This is a genomic window from Aquirufa aurantiipilula, from assembly GCF_019923745.1.
Lineage (GTDB): Bacteria > Bacteroidota > Bacteroidia > Cytophagales > Spirosomataceae > Aquirufa > Aquirufa aurantiipilula.
In genome coordinates this window covers 119222-139778 of record NZ_JAANOG010000001.1, presented here as the reverse complement: position 1 = coordinate 139778, position 20557 = coordinate 119222, and the positions used below count along the sequence as shown (strand labels likewise).

Sequence of the window (20557 nt, the reverse complement as noted above, 5' to 3'; positions counted from 1 at the left end):
CTGGGAGATTTTTTTTATTTAATCTTAATATGTGCTGAAATACTATGGCCATACATGCCATTGGACCTTGAATAATAGCCATATCGAACTTCTAAGGAACTCCAGTTCAATAATCCAGCAATACCACCTGGAGGGGCCAAGCGTATACCCATTCCTACGAACTGACTCGTAAAACTAGAAATATCATAATCAGAAGTATAAAATACTTCTGAAGGCTGATGCTGGGCATATGCTTTAAAGTATTTCACTGCCGTTTGTGAATTAAAGCGGTAAAATGGACTGATGGAAAAGAATGGAGTAATTTTAAAAGGGACTTCCAAATTAGTCGTATGTGCTGTCATTCCCCAATCATCTACATAAGCACGATAAAAAGCACGAATAACCGTTCTATCTCCTGCGAAATAACTCAATCGCAATCCAACCGGCAATTTAAATCGAGTTCCTGGCAATTTTTCAACTGTTTCATTTCCATTGGTAAAGTATACCCGATGAAAGGGAGTACTCAATAAGCCTTCTTGATAACTTGGCTCAATGATGGCCATTACTTGTAAACGTTGGTTAATAACCTGCGACAAAGAAAACGATGCATTGTAGGAGTTTCTAGGTTTATACGCAATTCCCCTTTTATCACCTTCTGACCCAGAAGGATAAGTCAATGGCCTTAATTCCGAAGGTAAAATAGCCATATAAGTATCCAAAAAAGCGCCTCCTTTAATCGAGAATTCTCGATTTTTATCCTTGGAAAGTTTGGTAATAAAGGCATTAAACCCATGTGATTTATAATCGTATTCTGTAGAATAAGAATAGCTGAAACCATGAGTTGTTCTCAAAACATCATCTTTCACTGACCAAGATAAACTTGGATAGATATGCGTATCCTTTTTCGATGCGGAGGAAATCGTCAATGGATCAATTTTATCGGAAGAAGCGGAGGAATAAAAATCCACATTCATATCCGCCGTGAAACTATGTAATCGGTTATATCGATCTAATTTTGAAAAACGTAATTCAAATGAATTAGCAAAATCTGTCAATCGCTCAGTTCCTATTCCACCCGTTATAGCCGAGTTATTTCCATTTTGGAAATAGTACCCACTGACAATATTGGCTTCTTCAAATTTGATCGTTCTTTTCTGATAATTCGAAGAACTATCGGAAGAGCGTGTAGTCAAGTTTTTGGGATTGAATGTCAAATACTCTTGAGCACGCACCCCTTGTAATAATGAACAATATAGTCCTATACTTAAAATTACTTTCTTCATGACATTCGATTAATTACAACCACATCCTCCTCCACTCTTTCCACCATTAGCACCTGAAGCCCCTTCCCGATAGAGATAAAAACTTTGCTCAAATTTTTCTGATTTTCTAGATGACAATTCCATCTCCGAATCATTGATTCTGCTTTTCTGAAACTCCTTAACCGAAGTACATGATTGCGAAAGAATCCCTAGAAATAACCCAATCCAATGGTATTTTTTCATATTGTTATTTTAATGTAATAAACCTATTGAGGCATGCTGAATGTTATCTGAGTAAAATATCTGATTATTGTCGTCAATGATAACACAACCTAAACCAGGTATTTGATTGATTAAATCCAAACCAACAGACACGCCCATGACAGCTAATGGAGTAGTTAAAGCATCAGCCAATTCAGCGAATGGAGCAAAAACTGTCACACTCTTAATCCCTTGAATGGGATAACCCGTATGTGGGTCAATGGTATGGGAATATTTCAGGCCTTGAATCATGACAAATTTTTCATAATTACCAGAGGTTGCTACAGCTGAATTATTCAGAGCAAAATCGGCGATTATACGGTCAGGATTATCTGGGTGAACAATGCCAATGGACCAAGATTTACCATTTTCATTTTTTCCCCAAGCACACAAATCACCCGAAGCATTCACTAAGCCATGCTGAAAACCTAAGCCTTGTAACACAGTCTTGGCACAATCTGCCGCATAGCCTTTCCCAATACCACCAAAACCAATTCTCATTCCTTTTTTCTTTAGAAAAACACTCCTCTGATTAGAATCCAATTCAATTAGTTGATAATCAATTAACTGAACTGATTTTTTTGCCTTATCTGGACTAGGCAATGAGGTCATTTCTTGATCAAAATTCCAAAGACTTTTATCCAATGAACCATAAGTCAAATCAAAAGCCCCCTGACTTAAATCAGAAATTCTTTGTGCCCGTTGTATCAAATCAAATACCTCTTGATCTACTACTACAGGAGAAATCCCTGCTTGTTCATTGATTCGATTTGTTTGGGAATCAGGACGATAGGTACTGAGCAACTGTTCAATTCGTTGAATTTCATGTACCGCCTTTTCCAAAGCTGCCATTGCTTCATCATCATGAGATCCAACAAGCGCCAGATCAAATCGATTACCCATCAATAAATCAGTTCTTTTAAAAAGAGGCATTCGATTAACGGAATTGTTTGATTTCAGCTAAAAATTTAGAAAGTGAAGGTTGGTATCCTTCCCATTCTTTCAAAACTTTACCCTGATCATTCAGCAAAACAGTCAAAGGAAATTTACCTGAACTATTATACTTTTCGGCCAAAGCATCGTTTTTTGCTTGTTGGTCTTTAGCCAATTGATTCTTTTTTAACCGAGGAAAATCAGCACGAATTAATTCTAGATTGCTCTCAGCGAAGGCTGTAAATTCAGAAGATTCAAATACATCTTTTTTCAATTTGATACAGGGTCCACACCAATCTGAACCCGAAAAATTTAATAAAATTAAACGATGTTGCTGTTTGGCATTTTGTTGAGCAACTGAAAAATCATTGCCCCAAACCAATAAATTCAAAAATATATGAAATAATAAGGTCATAAGATTATGCAAATATTACAAGTGTTTTACCATCATTCGCTGTTTTATAAATAGTTAATCCTCGACTTCCTAAGGAATTTAAACCTTGACCTGCCAATGAAAAACGTGCACCGTGATCGGTGCAATAGTACTCCGTTCTGTTGAAAATTATTCGTTGCTTGGGTTCATGAGTGCAAAGGTTTTTTGCTGCTACATATTCACCAGCAGAAACACAAGCTACAACTGTTCCACTTGAAATAATATATCCTCCTGCGGTTTTTAAGGCATTGGCTGTGGTGGAAGCCAGGTCCAATTTTAACACATAGCTTTTAATGGCATTCAACTCGTCTGTCGTTATTTTACCCACTAAGGTTCCCGATGTTGCTGTACTACCACTTGTACTACCCGAAGTAGAACCAGAACTACCGCTAGTACTACCAGCTGCTGAGCCTGTACTACTTGCTACTTGAGTGGCTTTAGTACTATCCAAAGAAGTTACTTGTTGACCATTTTTATTGACAATGAGTGGTTCTAAAATAGCATCTTCTTTACGTGTACAAGCTGCCAAAATGGCCATTAGGGCGGAACCTTTGAAACCAATGGATTTTAGGAATTGATACCTACTGTATTTTTCTTGATTCATGTAAACACGGAATTAATATGTCGGTAAAGCTAAAATTTTATACTCATACACGAAATAGCCTACATGAGTATTGAGTTAGTAAGTCGATTAAACTTGGTATTCTGACGACCAATCTTGATATAAAAAAGGTCCTATTTTATCAATTTGATAATTATTAAAAAATTGACACCAAAAAATTCAAGAAAACCCGAGAACTAAGGAAGTCTGATTTTCTCCATTCTGTGAATCAGGATAGCACCGATATGACTTCATATTTTATCCAATTTCAGAATGATAACAATGAAAAAATCGTAAATTCATTGTTCAAACAATACTCAATTTTACTATGAAACAAAGATTCATTCAATTCATTAAAACCTCATTCCTTCTCTCTATAGTTGGTATATCATTTAATTCCCTAGCACAAGTTCCAGCCGGGCATTCTGTAGTAGAAGGTAGATGGGATATCACCATTACTAAAAGAAATGTAACAACACCAGCCTGGTTAGAAGTGACACATTCTGGTTTAAAAACCTTAACTGGGCATTTTGTAGGAGATGGAGGCAGTTCTCGTCCAATTTCAAAAGTTAATTTTGCCAACAATATTATTTCTTTTAGCATTCCCCCACAATGGGAGAATTCAGAAAAAGACTTGATGTTAGAAGCTGAATTAAAAGATGATAAATTAATGGGAACCTTAACCACTCCTTTGGGTGAGAAATTCCGTATTCTAGGAGTTAGAGCTCCTAAATTATGGAGAGAAAAAGCTCCAGTATGGGGAACACCTATTAGTCTTTTCAATGGCAAAAACATGGATGGCTGGCAAACCTTAGGCCCAGATAACCAATGGGTAGCTGAAAACGGAATTATGAAAAGTCCAAGAACGGGTGCCAATATACGTACGGTCCAAACTTTCCAAGATTTTAAATTACATGCTGAATTCCGTGTACCAAAAGAAAGCAATAGTGGTCTTTACTTACGCGGTCGATATGAAATTCAAGTAGCTGATAGCAAAGGTTTGGAACCAGCCAAAGATCAATTAGGTGCTGTTTATGGCTTTATTGCACCATTAGAAAATGTAGCCAAAGAGGCAGGAGAATGGCAAACTTACGACATTGAATTAGTTGGCCGTAATATTACCGTTACTTTAAATGGTAAAACAGTAATCTACAAAGCTGAAATTCCTGGAATTACTGGTGGTGCTTTAGATAGCAACGAAGGAGAGGCAGGGCCAATTATGATTCAAGGTGACCACGGTCCAGTTGAATACAGAAATTTGGTTATTACTCCAGCGAAATAAATGTAAAATGAAGAATGTAGAATTGCTTAGCTTTTCTTCACTCTACATTCTACATTCTTCATTCTACATTCTTCATTCTTCATTCTACATCCCTCACTCGACTCTTCTTGGCAAATACCATCCAAGCCATAATCCACAAAGGCCCCAAGAAACAAGTAAGTCAATTAGTTCAGCTCTCAAATCAAATACCGGATACCAGATATGTTGGGTATAAGGAGAATTGGTAAATACTAGAATAGCAAGCACTAAACACAGTCCTAAAATATCACGCATTTTAGCTGTTTTAAATTGCTTGATCAGATAAATAACTAATAATACCAAGAAGATATCAACCACCAATCCTCGAATCATATTGTCTTGCATGGAAATTTGGTAGTCCGTGTAGTATTGAATTCTAGCCCATGGTTTACCCGTTGCTTTTTTTGCAAATTCTTCAGCTTGAGCCATATCTTGCTCATTCTCCATACGTGGTAAAATATATCCTCCCTCATTTTTGAGGTGTTTTGTCAACACATTCAATACAGTATCCTGACTAGCAGTATACATTTGAGAAGGCTCATGCAGATTGAATGCCACATGAGAGGCCGCTTGCCAAAAGAAGATAATTAAGCCTCCAACAAGAGCCCCAATAATAGTTTTTTTCATATTGATATAATTTAGTTGGCGCTAAAATTATAAAAAAAATCAGAAAACATAGAATTAATTTGATTTTAACATTTCGGAACCTGCCAAAAGAAAACAACCTAAGCCAAAATCTTCAAAGTTGGGGACAGAATTGAAAGTTACTGGTTGGGAATCTTTCGGTTCCTTCCCGGTACCTTGAACAAATCCTAAAAAACCATTTGGATGAACACATTTGCTCATTGCATCCCAAGCTTTATCTGCTGCTTTGTGGTATTTTTTATCCTGTAATATTCCATTCCTCAAAGCCCATTTCATGCCATAAACAAATAATGCAGTACCCGTTAATTCGGGACCTCCAAAATTACTTTCATCCTTTAAACTCACATTCCAAAATCCATCTTTTCTTTGCAAAGGAAGTAAAGCTTCCGACATATCTTTAAAATCTTGTATGTATTCTGCACGGTGTGGAGCATTTTCTGGCATAAATTCCAACGTTCTAATTAAAGCTGCATAGACCCATGCATTTCCTCTAGACCAATAGCAGTTTTCCCCATTGGGCTCTTTGTATGGAGGAACAAAATCTTTATCTCGCCACCAAAGATGCTCCTGTGGATTATAAAGCCCTTTACCTCCATGTTTGTATTTAGTAAATGCATATAAATCATACATTTTTTCATAATAGCGCATATCATGAAAACGAGTACCAAGTCGGGCAAAAACCGGCATACTCATTTGCAAACAGTCTACCCAAGACCAATCATCTGCTTTATCGCTGGCCAACATGTTATCTATATTCGCTTTTATAGGTTTTATTCTCGCTGAATCACCTTGCATATCAAATAAATCTAGATAAACCTGACCGCAGGCTTGATTATCAGCATTTCGAGTTTTGAGACCATCGCGCAATCCCCATTGATGAAATACGCCCCAATCTGTCATATATTTCAAATCTGCTTCTTTGGGATTCAGCTTATACATTTCCATCAATCCTTCGTAATAGACAGCTCTGGTCCATATATTGGAAGGACGAGTTCGATCTGGGCTGACAATTACTTGTCCCACATTAGGCCACTTTTGTTTAAAATAGCTATTTGCCAAATGCATCTGAGACAAAATCAACTTTTTGTTGGGTTTAGCTAAAGTAGTAAATCCAACAAAAACCAGTAACAGTAAACTTGGTAAGGAATTCGTAATTCTCATCGGTAAAAGATTAAGCTAAATAAAAAACAGAGGGTATTTCAACCGCTTTAGGGGAATTATCTGGATTGCTTTCCATGATATCTGCCATATAGGCCCACCATTTTTGCATGATTGGCAATTGGGGTAAATCATCTAAAAGGCTCAAATCTTCAGCCTCTAAATAAGCAAATAGCACGCAATTGTCTGGATCTAGGAAAATTGAATAATTTTGGACACCTACGGACTTCAATAAATCTGCCAATTCAGGCCAAATTTCATCATGTCGTTTTTTGTATTCAGCCTCTTTCCCTGGATGAAGAAACATTTTAAGGGCTTTTCTTTGCATCGTTTTACTTATCTATTTGATGAAAAAAGTCAATGAATCAACAATTCTACTCAATCAAAAAGATAAAGACAAAGAAAAGGAAAGAGCTAAGCCTTGATGGCTTTTTCAAAATGATTTAAATCTTCATCGTCAAACCCCAAGTGTGTGACAAATCGAATGTATTCAGCACCAAAAGGTGCACATTTAATTCCTTTTAAAGCTAATTCGGCCACTTTAGAAGAGGAATTTAAACCCTTACTTATTTTGACAATCACAATATTCGTTACAACGGGCAATGTATCTACAACCCAATCTAAAGTGGAACATATTTCCGAAATTGACCGCGCTCGTTGATGGTCTTCTTGCAGCCTTTCCACTTGATGATCCAAGGCATAAATACCTGCAGCAGCAAGCATTCCGGCTTGTCGCCAACCTCCTCCTAATCGTTTTCTAACTCTTTTAGCTTTTTTTATAAAGGCTGTATCCCCTACCAAAACAGATCCAACAGGTGCACCCAGACCTTTGGATAAACAAATCGAAATGGAGTCAAACCAAGCTCCAAATTGAGATGGACGTTGACCCGTTACAGCCATAGCATTAAATATACGAGCTCCGTCCAAATGAAGCGGAATTCCTTTCGATCGACAAAAATTTGAAATTTCTTCTAAACCTTCACTGCTATAAACACTTCCGCCTCCCTTATTTACCGTGTTTTCTAAACTGACCATGGCACTCTCACAAGCATGAATATCATCTGGAGAAATGGCTGCTTCAATTTGAGCTTTAGTTAATCTTCCTAGGTCTCCTTTTAATAATTTAACTGACGCTCCAGCATTAGCCATGATACCTCCGCCTTCATATAGATAGATATGAGAAAGCTCATCACAAATCACTTCTTGTCCTTTAGAAACAGTAGCCGAAATGGCCATTTGATTACTCATAGTGCCAGAAGGACAAAACAGAGCAGCTTCTTTTTGAAACATATGAGCCAATTTCGATTCTAAAGCCAATACACTCGGGTCTTCTCCAAATACATCATCCCCTAAAGGAGCCGAAAACATAGCATCGCGCATTCCTGGAGTAGGTAATGTAAACGTATCACTTCTCAATTCAATGATTTTCATGGAGGCTATTTGGAATTAAAACGGGACAAAAAGAATAAACGAACCAATAAGGGTAAGGCTATAATGAATAGACCATAAAATAGATAACCTGAAATTAGACTGGCTATGAATGCTACAATAAAGGCAATTCTGACATATTTAAGCCAAAATCCATCCCTATGATTTTTTGCAAACCAAAAGACCAATGGGAAATGTATAGGCCATAATATGAAGCAACTCACATTGTTGGACATCACTTCATGGTCTGTAGCCGTAGCCAAAAAGAATATTAAGATTCCGAATAATCCATAAATAAAGAAAAGGACTATATCCATGCCATAAAGCAGGCCTTTTTTATGTGAAAAACGCAATGATAAAATCACTAGGACCAGCGAAATCGCCAACAATACAGGTATAGGTCCCAATATATCAAAACTGCCTGAAGGATTTGGCTGAGCTTCAAACAAGGTGAAAGAAGCTTCAACCAATTTTTGCTTATTAAGCATAGCTTGGGCGGTAGCGATTTCTAAATTATCGGGCAAATAACAGGATTGCGAAGCGTCCGCTGTGACATCAGAAGGTAATCCCAAAGCCAAATTCATACCAAAAGTTACCCAGGCGGCAGAAGGCAAATATCGATTCATCCAATCTCGGTATGAAAGTCCTTCTAAACGAGACATGGTAGCCCATGGATATGCTCCAGGTGCTGCATGTTCAAATATATCACGAATGCGTGTGGCGCAATTATCATAAAAAAACTTGTATTGATAATATCGGTTTTCAGGCAAATAATTCTTTTCTAAAGCTTGAAAGATTTGATTCTTTTGATCCTCATTCAAAACTAAAACCTGTTCTCTTAGCGTCCTATTTTCATATTGAGAATAGTAATTTAACACGTCGGACATGTTATTATACGACAAAGAATAAGGCAAAGTGCCCTTCAAAAATTTCCAATAAAAATTTTCTGTTTGAAAATCGAAAGTCCCAAAGCTATATGCCCTATCCAAACCTGTGGCTGGGTCATACACTCGAATTAACGTATGCCCAAAAAAAGAATACAATTCTGTTCCAGGTGCAATGGTTACCAAAGAAACTCGAGATTCTGCACTCAGCTTATTTTGAGCCCATACTGTATGCATCAAACAGCTCAGTAACAATATGTACAAATACTTCATAAAAGCTTATTTACCTGCGATAATTAAAACCATTTCACCTCTAACTTTATCAGGATGTTGATTTAAATACAATAATACTTCAGCAGTTGTCCCTCGTATCATTTGCTCGTGCATTTTAGATAATTCTCTGGCAAGCATAACTTGTCTAGAATCCCCCAAAAACTCTACAGCCTGTTCCATCGTTTTCACAATTCGGTGAGGAGATTCATATAATACAACAGTCTTATCTTCTTCAGCAATGGCTTTCCAACGTGTTTGTCGACCTTTTTTATGCGGCAAAAATCCTTCAAAAATAAATCGATCACATGGAAATCCTGAATTGACTAATGCTGGCACAAAGGCCGTTGCTCCTGGTAATGTCTCCACTTCTATTCCTTGTTCTACGCAAGCTTTGACCAATAAAAATCCAGGATCTGAGATTCCTGGGGTTCCTGCATCGGAGACCAATGCCATTGACTTTCCTGCTAACAACATTTTTATAACTCCAGCTACTCCAGCATGCTCATTATGTGCATGATGAGCAAATAATGGTTTATTGATATTTAAATGTTTCAATAATTGACCCGTATTGCGTGTATCTTCAGCCAAAATACCATCCACTTCGCCTAAAATCCGAATAGCCCTTAAAGTGATATCTTCTAAGTTACCGATGGGCGTAGGAACAATGTATAATTTCATGCTATGAAAATACTACATAAATATGAATTTCTTGGGAGGCGGAGAAATATGTCCTCAATAAATTTTACTACTTAACTCAAGTTTACCAATCTTAAATTCCAATACTTTAGTTTATGAAGGCTAGAAAAATCAATAGCTTATTAAACAAAAAAAGCGCAAATTTCTTTGCGCTTTTGGTAGAGGGTGAGGGATTCGAACCCCCGGGCCTGTAACAGCCAACAGTTTTCAAGACTGCCTCGATCGACCACTCTGACAACCCTCTGTCTCAAATTGAGAATGCAAATTAAGGCCTTTTTTCGATTTTAAGCAAGTCCTTTGGCAAAAAATCCTTAAAAATTAATTGAGAAATCATCCAATCGACTGCTTCTGACCGCATTAAATTTTCAGGAATCCATTGAATATCAATGCCCGAACGCTCCATTTTACGAAAAAATGTCATTTGCCTTTTGGCAAATTGATGAATGGCAACTTCCAGGCCTTTTTCTAACTCTTCCCTACTTATTTTCTTTTCTAGAAAATCCGTTAACCATTTGTACTCCAAACCCAACCAACGCAAATCTGCAGGCTTTATACCATCTTGTAACAGATTTTCAACCTCTTCAATCATCCCTTCTTCTAAACGTTGATAAAACCTTTTCGAACAATTATCTCTTCGAATATCCCAGGAGGGTTGTAATCCAAAAACGATGCTTGGACGATCCAATTCCAAAGGTGAATCTAAAAAAGGAGGTAATTTAGAAAATTGATAACTAGATAAAACAGCGTCAATGTATAAACCCGTACCACCACATAAAATAGGATATTTTTGCTTTACATCAATATTCTTTAAAGCATCAAAGACATCTTTCTGAAAATGTGCTACTGAATAAGTATCTCCTACATCCAACACATCAATAAGGTGGTATTCCACCGCATTTTCTCCTTCACCATACTCCAATAAATCTTTACCTGTTCCAATATCTAAACGACGATACAACTGTCTAGAATCTGCTGAAATAATCTCCCCTCCTATTCTTTTGGCCAATTCAACTGCCAAAGCTGTTTTGCCACTTGCAGTAGGTCCTAGAAGAGTGATAAGAGGAAGTGACATGACAAATAGAAAAAATTAAAGAGTCAACTTACAAATAATAAGTTCACAAAATTGCGTCAATTTTCTGGGAAATAGATACGAAGCTTTTTATTTCCTGCTGTACAAACTGTAGCTTCTTCCCAAGTTCGACAAATCACTCGTTCACCTTGGTCATTCAAATTATATAAAATCGGCTGAGTCAATTGTACTTCTTGAAATCCAATAGATTGATATCCTTTACCTCGATTCCATTCCAAATCGATGTAAGTCATGATATTATTCACCTTTTCATCTTGTTGGTAATGGAGAAGTACCTTACTCAAACCACCCACGATTCTTGTTCCTAAAATAGAACAAAAACGAATTAGTTCACCTGAAAGTTGACCTTCCAGTTTCGCTTCCTTCATGATCATAGGCTTAGCAAATGCAGCAACTCCAACCAATTTTTGATCCCCGACAATGTATTCACTGGATATGTTCCTAAATTGACGATGCGGAGGTACGACTAATCCAATAAACTTTTTGGCTTGAACTTTTCCTAAAAGATGCTCTTTTTCTAAAAATTGATCTGCTATTTCTTTGTGAATATCCACGGCACGTAAATCTCGAGCAAAAATAGAGGCACTTTTTTGTTTTCGATGAGTGAAATATTGTTTAATCCAGGAACTATGTAGATACCAAATATCTTCCCAAATCCGAATGAATTCAATGGTTCCACTAGTCAATTGCAAATAGTCCTTTTGCCATGTTTCTGCATCAGAATGCGTTTTCGCTTCTTTAAAGTCTTTCAAGGAATAGCATTGAACAAATAAGGATAACTCTGGTAAATAATATGTATTAGGCGCTTTATCCAAAGCTATCTCTACCTTTAACTCAATTTCCTTGAAAAAAGAGGACACGTCATCAAAGAAATTAATAGGATATACCGTCATGCCGTTAGAAATTGCGCTTAAAGATAGCTGCAATTTGAGTAGAATTTTGTCTATCCTCTCTTTCTAAACTAAAAATTAAGCACATGAACTATCGATTTGAGGCGAGTAGAAAAGAAGTATCCACCTTTACTAATCAAGAACTAAGGGACCATTTTTTGGTTGAACATATATTTGAAGCGAATCAAATTCATTTAACCTATTCCATCTACGATCGTATGATTATTGGTGGAGCAATGCCGGTTTTAGGTGAAATCAAATTACCTAATCCAGAAAAATTGAAAGCCAATTTTTTCTTGGAGCGAAGAGAATTAGGCATTATTAATGTGGGAGGAGCTGGTACGGTGAAAGCTGATGGACAAAGCTTTGAAATATCTAAACTAAGTGCAGTTTATTTAGGTAAAGGAACTCAAGATGTTAGTTTCAGTTCGGCTTCAGCCAGCGAGCCAGCGCAGTTTTATTTGCTATCTTCACAAGCACATGCTACCTACCCGAACGAAAAATTAGACCGGGAAAATGTGGTAACAGTGAATATAGGTTCTTTAGAAAATTCCAATCATAGAACCATTTATAAATACATTCACCACGATGGTATTCAATCTTGTCAATTGGTTATGGGCTTAACCATATTAGAACCAGGATCCATCTGGAATACCATGCCAGCCCACGTGCATGATCGTAGAATGGAAGTCTATTTATATTTTGATGTAAAACCTGGACAAGCAGTTTTACACTTAATGGGTGAAACGAAAGAAACAAAACATATTTGGGTTCAAAATCACCAAGCAGTGATTTCCCCTCCATGGTCTATTCATAGCGGTGCAGGTACACAAAACTATTCTTTCATTTGGGGAATGGCGGGTGAAAATAAAGATTATACAGACATGGATTTTTCTGAAATTACTGAACTACGTTAATATGAAAAAAGCGCTTTTAGGTATACTTTGCTATGTTTTTTTAGTTCCTATATCGGCACAAAACATCCCTTATTCGATTCAAATGGCACAATCATTGATGCATACCCATCATGATTCCATTCAAGTAAAAATAGGTAAGCCTGCCACATGGGATTATGAACAAGGATTGTTTTTAAAAGCGCTTGAAAATGTGCACCAGAGAACAGGAGACGCAACTTACTTTCAATACTTACAGAAAAACATCAATAGTTTTATTAACGATAAAGGAGATATACGTACCTATAAATTTTCGGAGTTCAATTCAGATAATATCACCACGGGGCGACTTCTACTTTCTCTTTATCAGGAAATGGGTGATGAAAAATATAAAATAGCCGCAGACCAATTACGCTTGCAAATTAGTAAACAACCTAGAACTAAAGAAGGTGGATTTTGGCATAAAGATCGTTATCCGGATCAAATGTGGTTAGATGGTTTATATATGCTTGAGCCATATTATGCCGAATACAGCCAAGTTTTTCATCAAAATAATTGGGATGATATCGCTCTACAGTTTGAATTGATGTATAAAAATGCAAAAGATCCTAAAACGGGACTTTTGTATCATGCATATGACCATGAGCGAAAACAAGCCTGGGCGAGTAAGCAAACGGGGCTTTCTCCCAACTTTTGGGGACGTGCAATGGGTTGGTATGCTATGGCTCTAGTGGATGTATTGGACTATTTCCCGATGCAGCACCCAAAAAGAAATATGTTGATCAAACAATTGAATGAATTAAGCGCAGCCTTAGTTAAGGTTCAAGATCAATCCACTGGACTTTGGTATCAATTACCCACATTAGGTACTCAAAAAGGGAATTACTTGGAGGCATCATGTGCCAATATGTACGTATACGCCTTTGCGAAGGGGGTTCGCAAGGGCTATCTCCCCTCTGCATATTTGGCTGCATCCCAAAAAGCCTATGCTTCCATTCTCGAAAAATTCATCACAAAAGATGCTCAGGGTTTTATACATCTAGAAAAAACAGTGAGTGTAGGTGGATTAGGGGGTACTCCTTACCGCGATGGCAGTTTTGCTTATTACATGTCGGAACCCTTAAAAACGGATGATTTAAAGGGTGCTGGTCCATTCATTATGGCTTCTTTAGAAATGGAAATTGCTAAAGAATTAAGCATTGGAAAAGGTAAAAAAGTAGTTTTAGATTATTACTTCAATCATGAATTCCGAAAAAACAAACAAGGGAACATGGAGCGTTTCCATTATACTTGGGAAGACAGAAAAGATTCAGGATTTCAATTATTAGGAGTCCAAACAGAACAATTAGGGGCTAAAATTGATAGTTTAGCTCAAGCACCTACGATTAAAAACTTAGCTGGAGCCAAGGTTTACATCATTGTGGATCCAGATAGTAAAAAAGAAACCGCTAAGCCCAACTATATGCGTTCTCAAGATGCAGATGAAATAGAGAAATGGGTGAAAGCCGGTGGCACTTTAATTTTGTTGGCCAATGATACCACCAATTGCGAGATACCGAAATTCAACACATTAGCAAAACGCTTTGGAATGGAGTTTGTTGGACCCAATTTAAACATGGTACAAGGTAAAAACTGGCATCAAGGAACCTTGAATATATCAGCCAACAATCCAGTTTTCAAAGGATTGAAAAAAATCTACATCAAAGAGATTTCAACTATCAAGCTTTCTGGTCCTGCCAAATCCTTAGAAGATCTCAACGGATACTGTGTAATGGCCATGGCAGAAGTTGGTAAAGGAAAAGTATTTGCCTTGGGAGATCCTTGGATTTACAATGAATACACCAATAACCGCCGCATACCTTTGGAATACGAAAACTTCCCAGCTGCCAAAAAATTGATAGAATGGGCATTGAAACCCTAAGGGAATCGTAATCCTGTCATTTTTTCCAAGGTCGTTTTAGAAGTGGCAAAGGTTTGCCAATTGGGGTGTAAATCATGCGAATTAGGAAATAAGAGATACCAAGTTTTGTCGGGACTGATAACCACTTTCCAACAATATTTAGGGATTACTACTTCATTCCCAATTTTATCTATTACTCCGATTCCTCCAGCATAAATGGTTAGTTTTTGTCCTCTTTTAGCCAATTTTCTACAATAGGCTTCTAAACGCTCCCATGGACCCCGATTTAATTCAGGAGTCTGGGGGATCATGTTCGACATCAGAAAGGTTTCCGTATTGAGATAGAAACTGGAGGATCGATCTTCTGAATTGCACAAATGACCACGGTCGTATCCACTGTATTTATAATCATCCGCATCAATCCTTTTAAACTGCCTGGGCAAGTCTTCATCTTGCTTAAATCGATTGGATCTTGGCACATCTCCGATATCAGTTGCACTTAAGGTCCAAGCTACCCAATTTGCTTTCCCTTGCACTCCGTCATAGGACATTACATAGCCCTTTTTCACCAATAAATAGTTTGTTGTTGAGGCCGTTGATGCCCCAGATACATTAAAAATACCTCCAGGTAATAAGGCAACCTGGAGGTATAATAAGATGCTTAATAGCATAATTTAATTATTTTTTGTGCGAAAACATCCAAGAAAATAACTCTGGTTCTTTGAAGGCATTATCCCAAGAATTATGATTGACTCCTGGATATTCAGTGTACTTTGGATTTCCTCCTGCTTCTTTTAAAGCTGCAACCGCTTCACGAGAATGACGAACAGGTACAACGGCATCCGCATCTCCATGAAATACCCACAATGGTAATCTTTTGGCATACTTTTTCACAAAATGTAAGTCAGTTCCTCCACAAATAGGTGCCGCTGCAGCAAACATTTTTGGATTTCTAGAAATAGCCTCAAAAGTGCCCATTCCCCCCATGGATAGTCCCATGATGTACAAGCGCTTCTTGTCAGCCACTTTTTCCTTGACTAAACTTTTAACTATGCCGACAGCCGCAGCTAATGGCCAATTGGGTTCTTTAGGATATTCAAATACAAAAGTTGTTGGTTTGGTATTACGATCAATTTTGACCGTTGACCAATACGAATTAGCTGGACACTGTGGAAAAATAATGATCGCAGGATACGTAGATTGATTATTAGAATCCAAAAACAGTTTTGAACCATGAGTCAACTGTTTTTCATTATCACTTCCTCGTTCACCCGCACCATGTAAAAACAAAATAACGGGATATTTCTTACCTTTTTCCATATTGGAAGGATAAAGAATTTGATAAGGCAAAGTCTGGTCTGGGCCAAAAGCGACTTCTCTTTTTTCAAATTTAGCTTGTGAAAATACCCCTATACTAATCAAAAGGGCACATACAAGGAAAAGTATTTTTTTCATGATTTTATTTCTTTAAACGTTTTTTCAAATCTTCAATAGATACTGACATCATTCTACCCACTTTATCTTTTCCTCTGTAAGAAATCATGCGCATCACCAAGGCATCTTTAGGAATGATTACTTTACCTGAAGCAGCTGGATAAAAATTATCTGGATATGAGTAATCAAAACTATAATGAACTGATAAAGGGTTGACTTCTGTACTAAGTTCTACCCACATTTGACCTTGTTCATTTTTCCCAACCTGGATAATTGCATCATACATACTGGGTGCATATTTCTTTTCTGCCTGATCAAAACGATCAAAATGATGCTCTACACGGCTTACAAAATTATCCCAATTTCTGTTTTCCTGCGGAGACCATAAAGCTTCAGAAACGGCCCAAGCACGAGGAAACAGCATGTATTGCAAATGACGGTAAGTAAATAACTGCTCCGACCATAAATTGGCCTGACCACCTTTAACTAATTTAGCATCAACACCTTCAGGAACCGGATTAAATGCATAGGAATCCCGTAAGCGAACTGTCTCATATACAGGAGGTTCTATGGCCGCATCACCTTGCATTAAATCCACATAGACATGGTTGTTAGGGGTCATAACCACTTCATGACCATCTTTAGCAGCTTGAACTCCGCCAGCAATACCTCTCCAAGACATGACAGCCGTATTTTTAGGCAAGCCCCCTCCTTCTAAAATCTCATCCCAACCCATCATTTTTTTCCCTTTGGAAGTGATGATTTTTTCCAATCTACGGGTGAAAAAGGCTTGAACTTCTTGAGGTGTTTTTAGATTCTCCTTCTGCATCATGGCTAAAATTTGAGGATTCTTCTCCCAATAATTTTTAGGACATTCATCTCCACCCATGTGGATGTATTCAAATGGGAACATTTCGGCTACTTCGGTGAATACTTTATCCAAGAAAGTATAGACTTTTTCATTAGCAGGACATAAGGTATTGTCTTGCAAAGCTACGGCATGTCCATGTGACCAATCAATAAAAGGCTCACCTGAAATCACTTGATAATTCACGGCTTCTGGAGTACATGAAAGTTCAGGATAAGAAGCAATAGCAGCCATAGAGTGTCCAGGAACATCAATTTCTGGCATGACATTCACAAAACGATCTTTGGCATATGCCACAATGTCCTTAATATCATCTTTGGTGAAAAATCCCCCTTGAGTACGTGGTTCATTGGGTTCTGGTTTAGAGAACTCCGTAAATCGACCTACTTTGGGTACATTCCAAGCTCCTTTTTTGGTCAAATTAGGGAAAGATTTAATCTCTACTCTCCAGCCTTCATCATCAGTTAAATGGAAGTGCAAAATGTTGTATTTATATGCCACCATCTCATCAATGAACTGCTTTACTTGATCTTTATTAAAAAAGTGCCTAGCTACATCGAGCATTAAACCTCTCCAAGCAAAACGAGGATAATCCGTTATTTGAGCAAAAGGAACTTTCCAAGTTTGCTTAATGACCGTTTGTTTAGCCTCTATTTCTTTGGGCATTAATTGTAATAAACTCTGAACTCCATAAAATAGACCAGCAGGTTTATTGGCAGTTATCACAATTCCTCTAGCATTTACTGCCAAAGTATAACCCTCATTCCCTAGAGTAGGATTAGCTTGTTTTGATAATATCAAACGAATTTGAGCCAAATCTGCTTGTGAACTAGCATCCCAAAGCATTTGAACCTTACGCATAGCTGTCTTTTCCAATCGATCGGTTAAGTTTTTAACCGTGGCTTGTAGCGCTTCTGATTTAGGAGCGGCAATGATAATTCGGTTAGGTAAACTATAAAATCCTTGCGGATATTCAGCTTTAACTGGAATCGGAATCAAGTGAGCTTGTTGAGCTGTAAGAGACACGCTAAAGCCTTGCAGAAGAAAAACTGCCAATGCAATACATTTTAATTTCAACATAATTTTTAAATAGATTTTAGGTAAAAAATGTAAAATTTTTGTTTTAAAGGTTAAAAAATAAGGTCGTTTTCGAAATTTTAATATAATTTCGCAGAAATAAGGTTAAAAACAGAAACAAAATCATGAATAACACCATTTCTCTTGCGGCTCAGCAAGTCGAACTTACACATGCTATTGATACTGTCTGGGTGGCCCTTTGTGGAGCGCTCATTTTTCAAATGGAAGGAGGCTTTGCTCTATTAGAAGCAGGCTTTGTCCGTTCAAAAAACGCAGTTAGTATCATTGCCAAGGTCATGATCGACATCATGTTTGGCGGAATAGCCTTTTATGTAGTAGGATTTGGTATTGCCTACGGAACAGGTTTATTCGATTTCGGAATCAATTTAGGAGATTTAGGTTTAGGACTCACCATTTCCAATAAATTATTTTGGTTTATTCAAATGGGATTTGCCATTGCGGCTATTTCCATTGTTTCGGGAGGGGTAGCAGAAAGAATGAAAATGTGGGCTTATGCTATATATGTAACCATTTTTTGTGCTTTTTTATATCCTATTGTCGCACATTGGGTTTGGAATCCACAAGGCTGGTTTGCACTCAAGGGATTTAACGATTTTGCTGGTTCTGCTGCTGTACATGCCATGGGAGGTTTTGCTGCTTTGGCTGGTGCTATTGTTTTGGGTCCAAGAATTGGAAAATACAATGAGGATGGCAGTATCAATGCTATTCCTGGACATAATTTAACATTATCTGCAGTAGGTGCCTTTTTACTTTGGTTTGGTTGGTTTGGTTTTAACCCTGGTTCTACCTTAGCCGCCGTTGGTAAATGGGATCTAATTGGATCAGTAGCTACCAACACCTTTTTAGCTTCAGCCATGGGAGGTATTTCAACCATGTTGTATACTTTTTTACGCTATAAGAAAGTGGATATAACGATGGTTATCAATGGGGTTTTAGCAGGATTAGTAGCTGTAACAGCTGGATGTAATGTGGTAAGTCCAGAAAGTGCTTTAGTCATTGGATTTGTAGCCGGTATATTAGTGGATGTGGCTGTTGTATTAATCGACAAAATGCAAATCGATGATCCGGTGGGTGCAATTGCCGTACATGGTATCAATGGATTTTTTGGTACAGTTGCCGTTGGCCTTTTTTCCGAGAAAAATGGATTATTTACAACGGGACAAAGTGAACAATTGATGATTCAATTGATGGGAGTTGGAATTATCAGTATCTTTTCTTTTAGCGCGACATTCGCGATATTTAAGTTACTAAAAAGCACCATCGGTATCCGATTAAGTTACAAAGCAGAATCTGCTGGTATTGATGCTGTGGAATTTGGAGTAGAGTCATATACCACATTTGAATAAGCTGAAAGGAACAAACACATGAAAAAAGTAGAAGCGATCGTTAAGCCATCTAAGTTAAAAGCCATTCAAAAAGGGCTTATAGATGCCAATATACCATGTATGACGGTAGTTCCAGTACGTGGAGCAGGATTACAACAAGGCTATTCAGAGATTTACCGTGGTACAGAGAAGTCTTTGATTTTACTTCCCAAAGTGATGATTATTTGCGTTGTAAGCGACGAAAACCTTGAAAAATGCATTGATGTTATTTTAGATAATGCCTCAGAAGGAAATACAGGAGATGGTAAAATTTTCATCTATGATGTCCAAGATGCGATTCGTATACGAACTAGAACGAGAGGTGTGGAAGCAATAAGGTAAAATTATAAGTTATAGGTTATAAATTATAGATTTCGGGTTAAGGATTATTAATAGGAGATAGATAATTGTAAATGGTAGAGTAGTAATGGATCTATTCCATTTTGAATTAACGATTCATTTATAATTCATAACTTATAATTTATAATTTTCTTAGTATTCATCCTTACAAACATCTCTTCTGAATACCATTGATATTGCCGTGTTTTTTTAATCATAGGTGCATGAGAACGGGAACGGTAAGCAAAGGCATCTAAAGCTTGAACATTTTCCCATAGACTGAAGGTAGCCTGTTCGAATAAAGGCACCTCTCCCACTCCTTTGGCATAGATAAGCCCTGCTTGATTTTCAATCCCCCGGCTAGAGGATGGCACATTCATCCAAAAACGAAGAGCTTGTGAACGACGAATACTAGCACGTGTAATAACGGCCACTGGACCATTCCAAGGCTCTTGATCATCTTCAAAGTCAAAGGGTTGTAAATTATTCCAAGTACCATGCCCTTTCCATGGTGTGGCATCCCATCCTGAAATCGAATGACTTAATCCTGAAAATTTACGCCATCGTTCATCCTGTTCAAAAAATTGCTGTGCGGATTCTTCACTATCCCAAAGGCCCAAAAAAGCGTAAGTACCCCAATCTGGCCAAATAGAAAAACCCTTTCCTCCTCCAGTGCCTAATTGTTTGGCAAATAGTAAGCCAGATGCTTTCCAAGGTTCATTCCTTATTTTACCCATCAAAGCAAATGCTTTAAGCTTTTGAACAAAACCCTCCAAATGTAAAAACCGAATGGTGATAAATTGCATGAGTCTATTTTCTTGGAATAAA

Annotated in this window: 22 protein-coding genes and 1 tRNA gene; 5 read left to right on the top strand and 18 right to left on the bottom strand. The window is 37.5% G+C overall.

Translation table 11 applies throughout. The features are described from left to right. Positions 1 to 14: 14 nt before the first annotated feature. From G9H60_RS00605 to G9H60_RS00585, 5 genes are read right to left on the bottom strand one after another with little or no spacing between them, the layout of a single operon-like run. A complete protein-coding gene (locus G9H60_RS00605) occupies positions 15 to 1262 on the bottom strand; it encodes a DUF3570 domain-containing protein (protein WP_223142192.1) in 1248 nt (415 codons plus the stop codon). A 9-nt stretch (positions 1263 to 1271) separates the two neighbouring features. Then, positions 1272 to 1484, bottom strand: a complete 213-nt coding sequence (locus G9H60_RS00600; RefSeq protein WP_223142191.1) for a DUF4266 domain-containing protein — start codon at positions 1482 to 1484, stop codon at positions 1272 to 1274. 9 nt (positions 1485 to 1493) lie between these two features. Beyond that, positions 1494 to 2435: an FAD:protein FMN transferase gene (locus G9H60_RS00595; protein ID WP_223142190.1), complete on the bottom strand. Its 942-nt coding sequence runs from the start codon at positions 2433 to 2435 to the stop codon at positions 1494 to 1496. A gap of 4 nt (positions 2436 to 2439) precedes the next feature. Then, complete coding sequence (locus tag G9H60_RS00590; RefSeq protein WP_223142189.1) at positions 2440 to 2850, bottom strand: thioredoxin family protein; 411 nt, start codon at positions 2848 to 2850, stop codon at positions 2440 to 2442. Positions 2851 to 2854: 4 nt separating this feature from the next. Then, positions 2855 to 3472: a Rieske (2Fe-2S) protein gene (locus G9H60_RS00585; RefSeq protein ID WP_223142188.1), complete on the bottom strand. Its 618-nt coding sequence runs from the start codon at positions 3470 to 3472 to the stop codon at positions 2855 to 2857. A gap of 325 nt (positions 3473 to 3797) precedes the next feature. On the opposite strand from G9H60_RS00585, the gene G9H60_RS00580 reads away from it, so the two are divergent. Next, positions 3798 to 4751, top strand: a complete 954-nt coding sequence (locus G9H60_RS00580; protein WP_223142187.1) for a 3-keto-disaccharide hydrolase — start codon at positions 3798 to 3800, stop codon at positions 4749 to 4751. A 93-nt stretch (positions 4752 to 4844) separates the two neighbouring features. Here G9H60_RS00580 and G9H60_RS00575 read toward each other — a convergent pair whose 3' ends face one another. The 9 genes from G9H60_RS00575 to G9H60_RS00535 form a co-directional block, all read right to left on the bottom strand. Then, positions 4845 to 5396: a hypothetical protein gene (locus G9H60_RS00575; protein WP_223142186.1), complete on the bottom strand. Its 552-nt coding sequence runs from the start codon at positions 5394 to 5396 to the stop codon at positions 4845 to 4847. 54 nt (positions 5397 to 5450) lie between these two features. Further along, on the bottom strand, positions 5451 to 6575 hold the full coding sequence (locus tag G9H60_RS00570) for a glycoside hydrolase family 88/105 protein (RefSeq protein ID WP_223142185.1): 1125 nt from the start codon (positions 6573 to 6575) through the stop codon (positions 5451 to 5453). Between the two features lie 10 nt (positions 6576 to 6585). Next, entirely contained in the window at positions 6586 to 6900 is a 315-nt protein-coding gene (gene rhaM, locus G9H60_RS00565; protein ID WP_223142184.1) for an L-rhamnose mutarotase, read from the bottom strand. An 86-nt stretch (positions 6901 to 6986) separates the two neighbouring features. Continuing rightward, positions 6987 to 8003: a threonine aldolase family protein gene (locus G9H60_RS00560; RefSeq protein ID WP_223142183.1), complete on the bottom strand. Its 1017-nt coding sequence runs from the start codon at positions 8001 to 8003 to the stop codon at positions 6987 to 6989. 5 nt (positions 8004 to 8008) lie between these two features. Then, a complete protein-coding gene (locus G9H60_RS00555) occupies positions 8009 to 9157 on the bottom strand; it encodes an Lnb N-terminal periplasmic domain-containing protein (protein WP_223142182.1) in 1149 nt (382 codons plus the stop codon). A gap of 6 nt (positions 9158 to 9163) precedes the next feature. Next, complete coding sequence (rsmI, locus tag G9H60_RS00550; RefSeq protein ID WP_223142181.1) at positions 9164 to 9835, bottom strand: 16S rRNA (cytidine(1402)-2'-O)-methyltransferase; 672 nt, start codon at positions 9833 to 9835, stop codon at positions 9164 to 9166. 174 nt (positions 9836 to 10009) lie between these two features. Beyond that, positions 10010 to 10097: transfer RNA gene (locus G9H60_RS00545), tRNA-Ser, on the bottom strand. Positions 10098 to 10118: 21 nt separating this feature from the next. Then, positions 10119 to 10925, bottom strand: coding sequence for a tRNA (adenosine(37)-N6)-dimethylallyltransferase (locus G9H60_RS00540; protein WP_223142180.1), 807 nt, complete (start codon positions 10923 to 10925; stop codon positions 10119 to 10121). A gap of 56 nt (positions 10926 to 10981) precedes the next feature. Then, positions 10982 to 11836, bottom strand: coding sequence for a hypothetical protein (locus G9H60_RS00535; RefSeq protein WP_223142179.1), 855 nt, complete (start codon positions 11834 to 11836; stop codon positions 10982 to 10984). Positions 11837 to 11919: 83 nt separating this feature from the next. Here G9H60_RS00535 and kduI point away from each other — a divergent pair, with 83 nt between their 5' ends. Both kduI and G9H60_RS00525 read left to right on the top strand, forming a co-directional pair. Beyond that, complete coding sequence (gene kduI / locus G9H60_RS00530) at positions 11920 to 12750, top strand: 5-dehydro-4-deoxy-D-glucuronate isomerase (protein ID WP_223142178.1); 831 nt, start codon at positions 11920 to 11922, stop codon at positions 12748 to 12750. A gap of 1 nt (position 12751) precedes the next feature. Beyond that, positions 12752 to 14647 carry a glycoside hydrolase family 88/105 protein gene (locus G9H60_RS00525; protein ID WP_262899904.1) on the top strand — a complete coding sequence of 632 codons (1896 nt, stop codon included), beginning with the start codon at positions 12752 to 12754 and terminating at the stop codon, positions 14645 to 14647. Here G9H60_RS00525 and G9H60_RS00520 read toward each other — a convergent pair. Genes G9H60_RS00520 through G9H60_RS00510 form a run of 3 tightly spaced genes read right to left on the bottom strand, consistent with a single transcriptional unit; the run spans position 14644 to position 18008 of the window. Then, the gene (locus G9H60_RS00520; RefSeq protein WP_223142177.1) at positions 14644 to 15297 is read right to left on the bottom strand and encodes a DNA/RNA non-specific endonuclease; all 654 of its coding nucleotides are present in this window, start codon (positions 15295 to 15297) and stop codon (positions 14644 to 14646) included. The two genes, G9H60_RS00525 and G9H60_RS00520, sit on opposite strands and share 4 nt — an antisense overlap. A 7-nt stretch (positions 15298 to 15304) precedes the next feature. Beyond that, entirely contained in the window at positions 15305 to 16081 is a 777-nt protein-coding gene (locus tag G9H60_RS00515) for a carboxylesterase family protein (RefSeq protein WP_223142176.1), read from the bottom strand. Between the two features lie 4 nt (positions 16082 to 16085). After that, entirely contained in the window at positions 16086 to 18008 is a 1923-nt protein-coding gene (locus tag G9H60_RS00510; RefSeq protein WP_262899903.1) for a beta-N-acetylhexosaminidase, read from the bottom strand. A gap of 122 nt (positions 18009 to 18130) precedes the next feature. On the opposite strand from G9H60_RS00510, the gene G9H60_RS00505 reads away from it, so the two are divergent. Together G9H60_RS00505 and G9H60_RS00500 are read left to right on the top strand one after the other, a co-directional pair. Continuing rightward, the gene (locus G9H60_RS00505) at positions 18131 to 19372 is read left to right on the top strand and encodes an ammonium transporter (protein WP_109322771.1); all 1242 of its coding nucleotides are present in this window, start codon (positions 18131 to 18133) and stop codon (positions 19370 to 19372) included. An 18-nt stretch (positions 19373 to 19390) separates the two neighbouring features. Continuing rightward, positions 19391 to 19732, top strand: coding sequence for a P-II family nitrogen regulator (locus tag G9H60_RS00500; protein ID WP_130925100.1), 342 nt, complete (start codon positions 19391 to 19393; stop codon positions 19730 to 19732). 125 nt (positions 19733 to 19857) lie between these two features. Here G9H60_RS00500 and G9H60_RS00495 read toward each other — a convergent pair whose 3' ends face one another. Continuing rightward, positions 19858 to 20535: a spheroidene monooxygenase gene (locus G9H60_RS00495; RefSeq protein WP_223142175.1), complete on the bottom strand. Its 678-nt coding sequence runs from the start codon at positions 20533 to 20535 to the stop codon at positions 19858 to 19860. Positions 20536 to 20557: the final 22 nt, after the last annotated feature.

Coding starts and splice junctions, on each gene's coding strand:
- G9H60_RS00605 (WP_223142192.1), bottom strand. CDS start 1,262: ATGAAGAAAGTAATTTTAAGTATAGGACTATATTGTTCATTATTACAA.
- G9H60_RS00600 (WP_223142191.1), bottom strand. CDS start 1,484: ATGAAAAAATACCATTGGATTGGGTTATTTCTAGGGATTCTTTCGCAA.
- G9H60_RS00595 (WP_223142190.1), bottom strand. CDS start 2,435: ATGCCTCTTTTTAAAAGAACTGATTTATTGATGGGTAATCGATTTGAT.
- G9H60_RS00590 (WP_223142189.1), bottom strand. CDS start 2,850: ATGACCTTATTATTTCATATATTTTTGAATTTATTGGTTTGGGGCAAT.
- G9H60_RS00585 (WP_223142188.1), bottom strand. CDS start 3,472: ATGAATCAAGAAAAATACAGTAGGTATCAATTCCTAAAATCCATTGGT.
- G9H60_RS00580 (WP_223142187.1), top strand. CDS start 3,798: ATGAAACAAAGATTCATTCAATTCATTAAAACCTCATTCCTTCTCTCT.
- G9H60_RS00575 (WP_223142186.1), bottom strand. CDS start 5,396: ATGAAAAAAACTATTATTGGGGCTCTTGTTGGAGGCTTAATTATCTTC.
- G9H60_RS00570 (WP_223142185.1), bottom strand. CDS start 6,575: ATGAGAATTACGAATTCCTTACCAAGTTTACTGTTACTGGTTTTTGTT.
- rhaM (WP_223142184.1), bottom strand. CDS start 6,900: ATGCAAAGAAAAGCCCTTAAAATGTTTCTTCATCCAGGGAAAGAGGCT.
- G9H60_RS00560 (WP_223142183.1), bottom strand. CDS start 8,003: ATGAAAATCATTGAATTGAGAAGTGATACGTTTACATTACCTACTCCA.
- G9H60_RS00555 (WP_223142182.1), bottom strand. CDS start 9,157: ATGAAGTATTTGTACATATTGTTACTGAGCTGTTTGATGCATACAGTA.
- rsmI (WP_223142181.1), bottom strand. CDS start 9,835: ATGAAATTATACATTGTTCCTACGCCCATCGGTAACTTAGAAGATATC.
- G9H60_RS00540 (WP_223142180.1), bottom strand. CDS start 10,925: ATGTCACTTCCTCTTATCACTCTTCTAGGACCTACTGCAAGTGGCAAA.
- G9H60_RS00535 (WP_223142179.1), bottom strand. CDS start 11,836: ATGACGGTATATCCTATTAATTTCTTTGATGACGTGTCCTCTTTTTTC.
- kduI (WP_223142178.1), top strand. CDS start 11,920: ATGAACTATCGATTTGAGGCGAGTAGAAAAGAAGTATCCACCTTTACT.
- G9H60_RS00525 (WP_262899904.1), top strand. CDS start 12,752: ATGAAAAAAGCGCTTTTAGGTATACTTTGCTATGTTTTTTTAGTTCCT.
- G9H60_RS00520 (WP_223142177.1), bottom strand. CDS start 15,297: ATGCTATTAAGCATCTTATTATACCTCCAGGTTGCCTTATTACCTGGA.
- G9H60_RS00515 (WP_223142176.1), bottom strand. CDS start 16,081: ATGAAAAAAATACTTTTCCTTGTATGTGCCCTTTTGATTAGTATAGGG.
- G9H60_RS00510 (WP_262899903.1), bottom strand. CDS start 18,008: ATGTTGAAATTAAAATGTATTGCATTGGCAGTTTTTCTTCTGCAAGGC.
- G9H60_RS00505 (WP_109322771.1), top strand. CDS start 18,131: ATGAATAACACCATTTCTCTTGCGGCTCAGCAAGTCGAACTTACACAT.
- G9H60_RS00500 (WP_130925100.1), top strand. CDS start 19,391: ATGAAAAAAGTAGAAGCGATCGTTAAGCCATCTAAGTTAAAAGCCATT.
- G9H60_RS00495 (WP_223142175.1), bottom strand. CDS start 20,535: ATGCAATTTATCACCATTCGGTTTTTACATTTGGAGGGTTTTGTTCAA.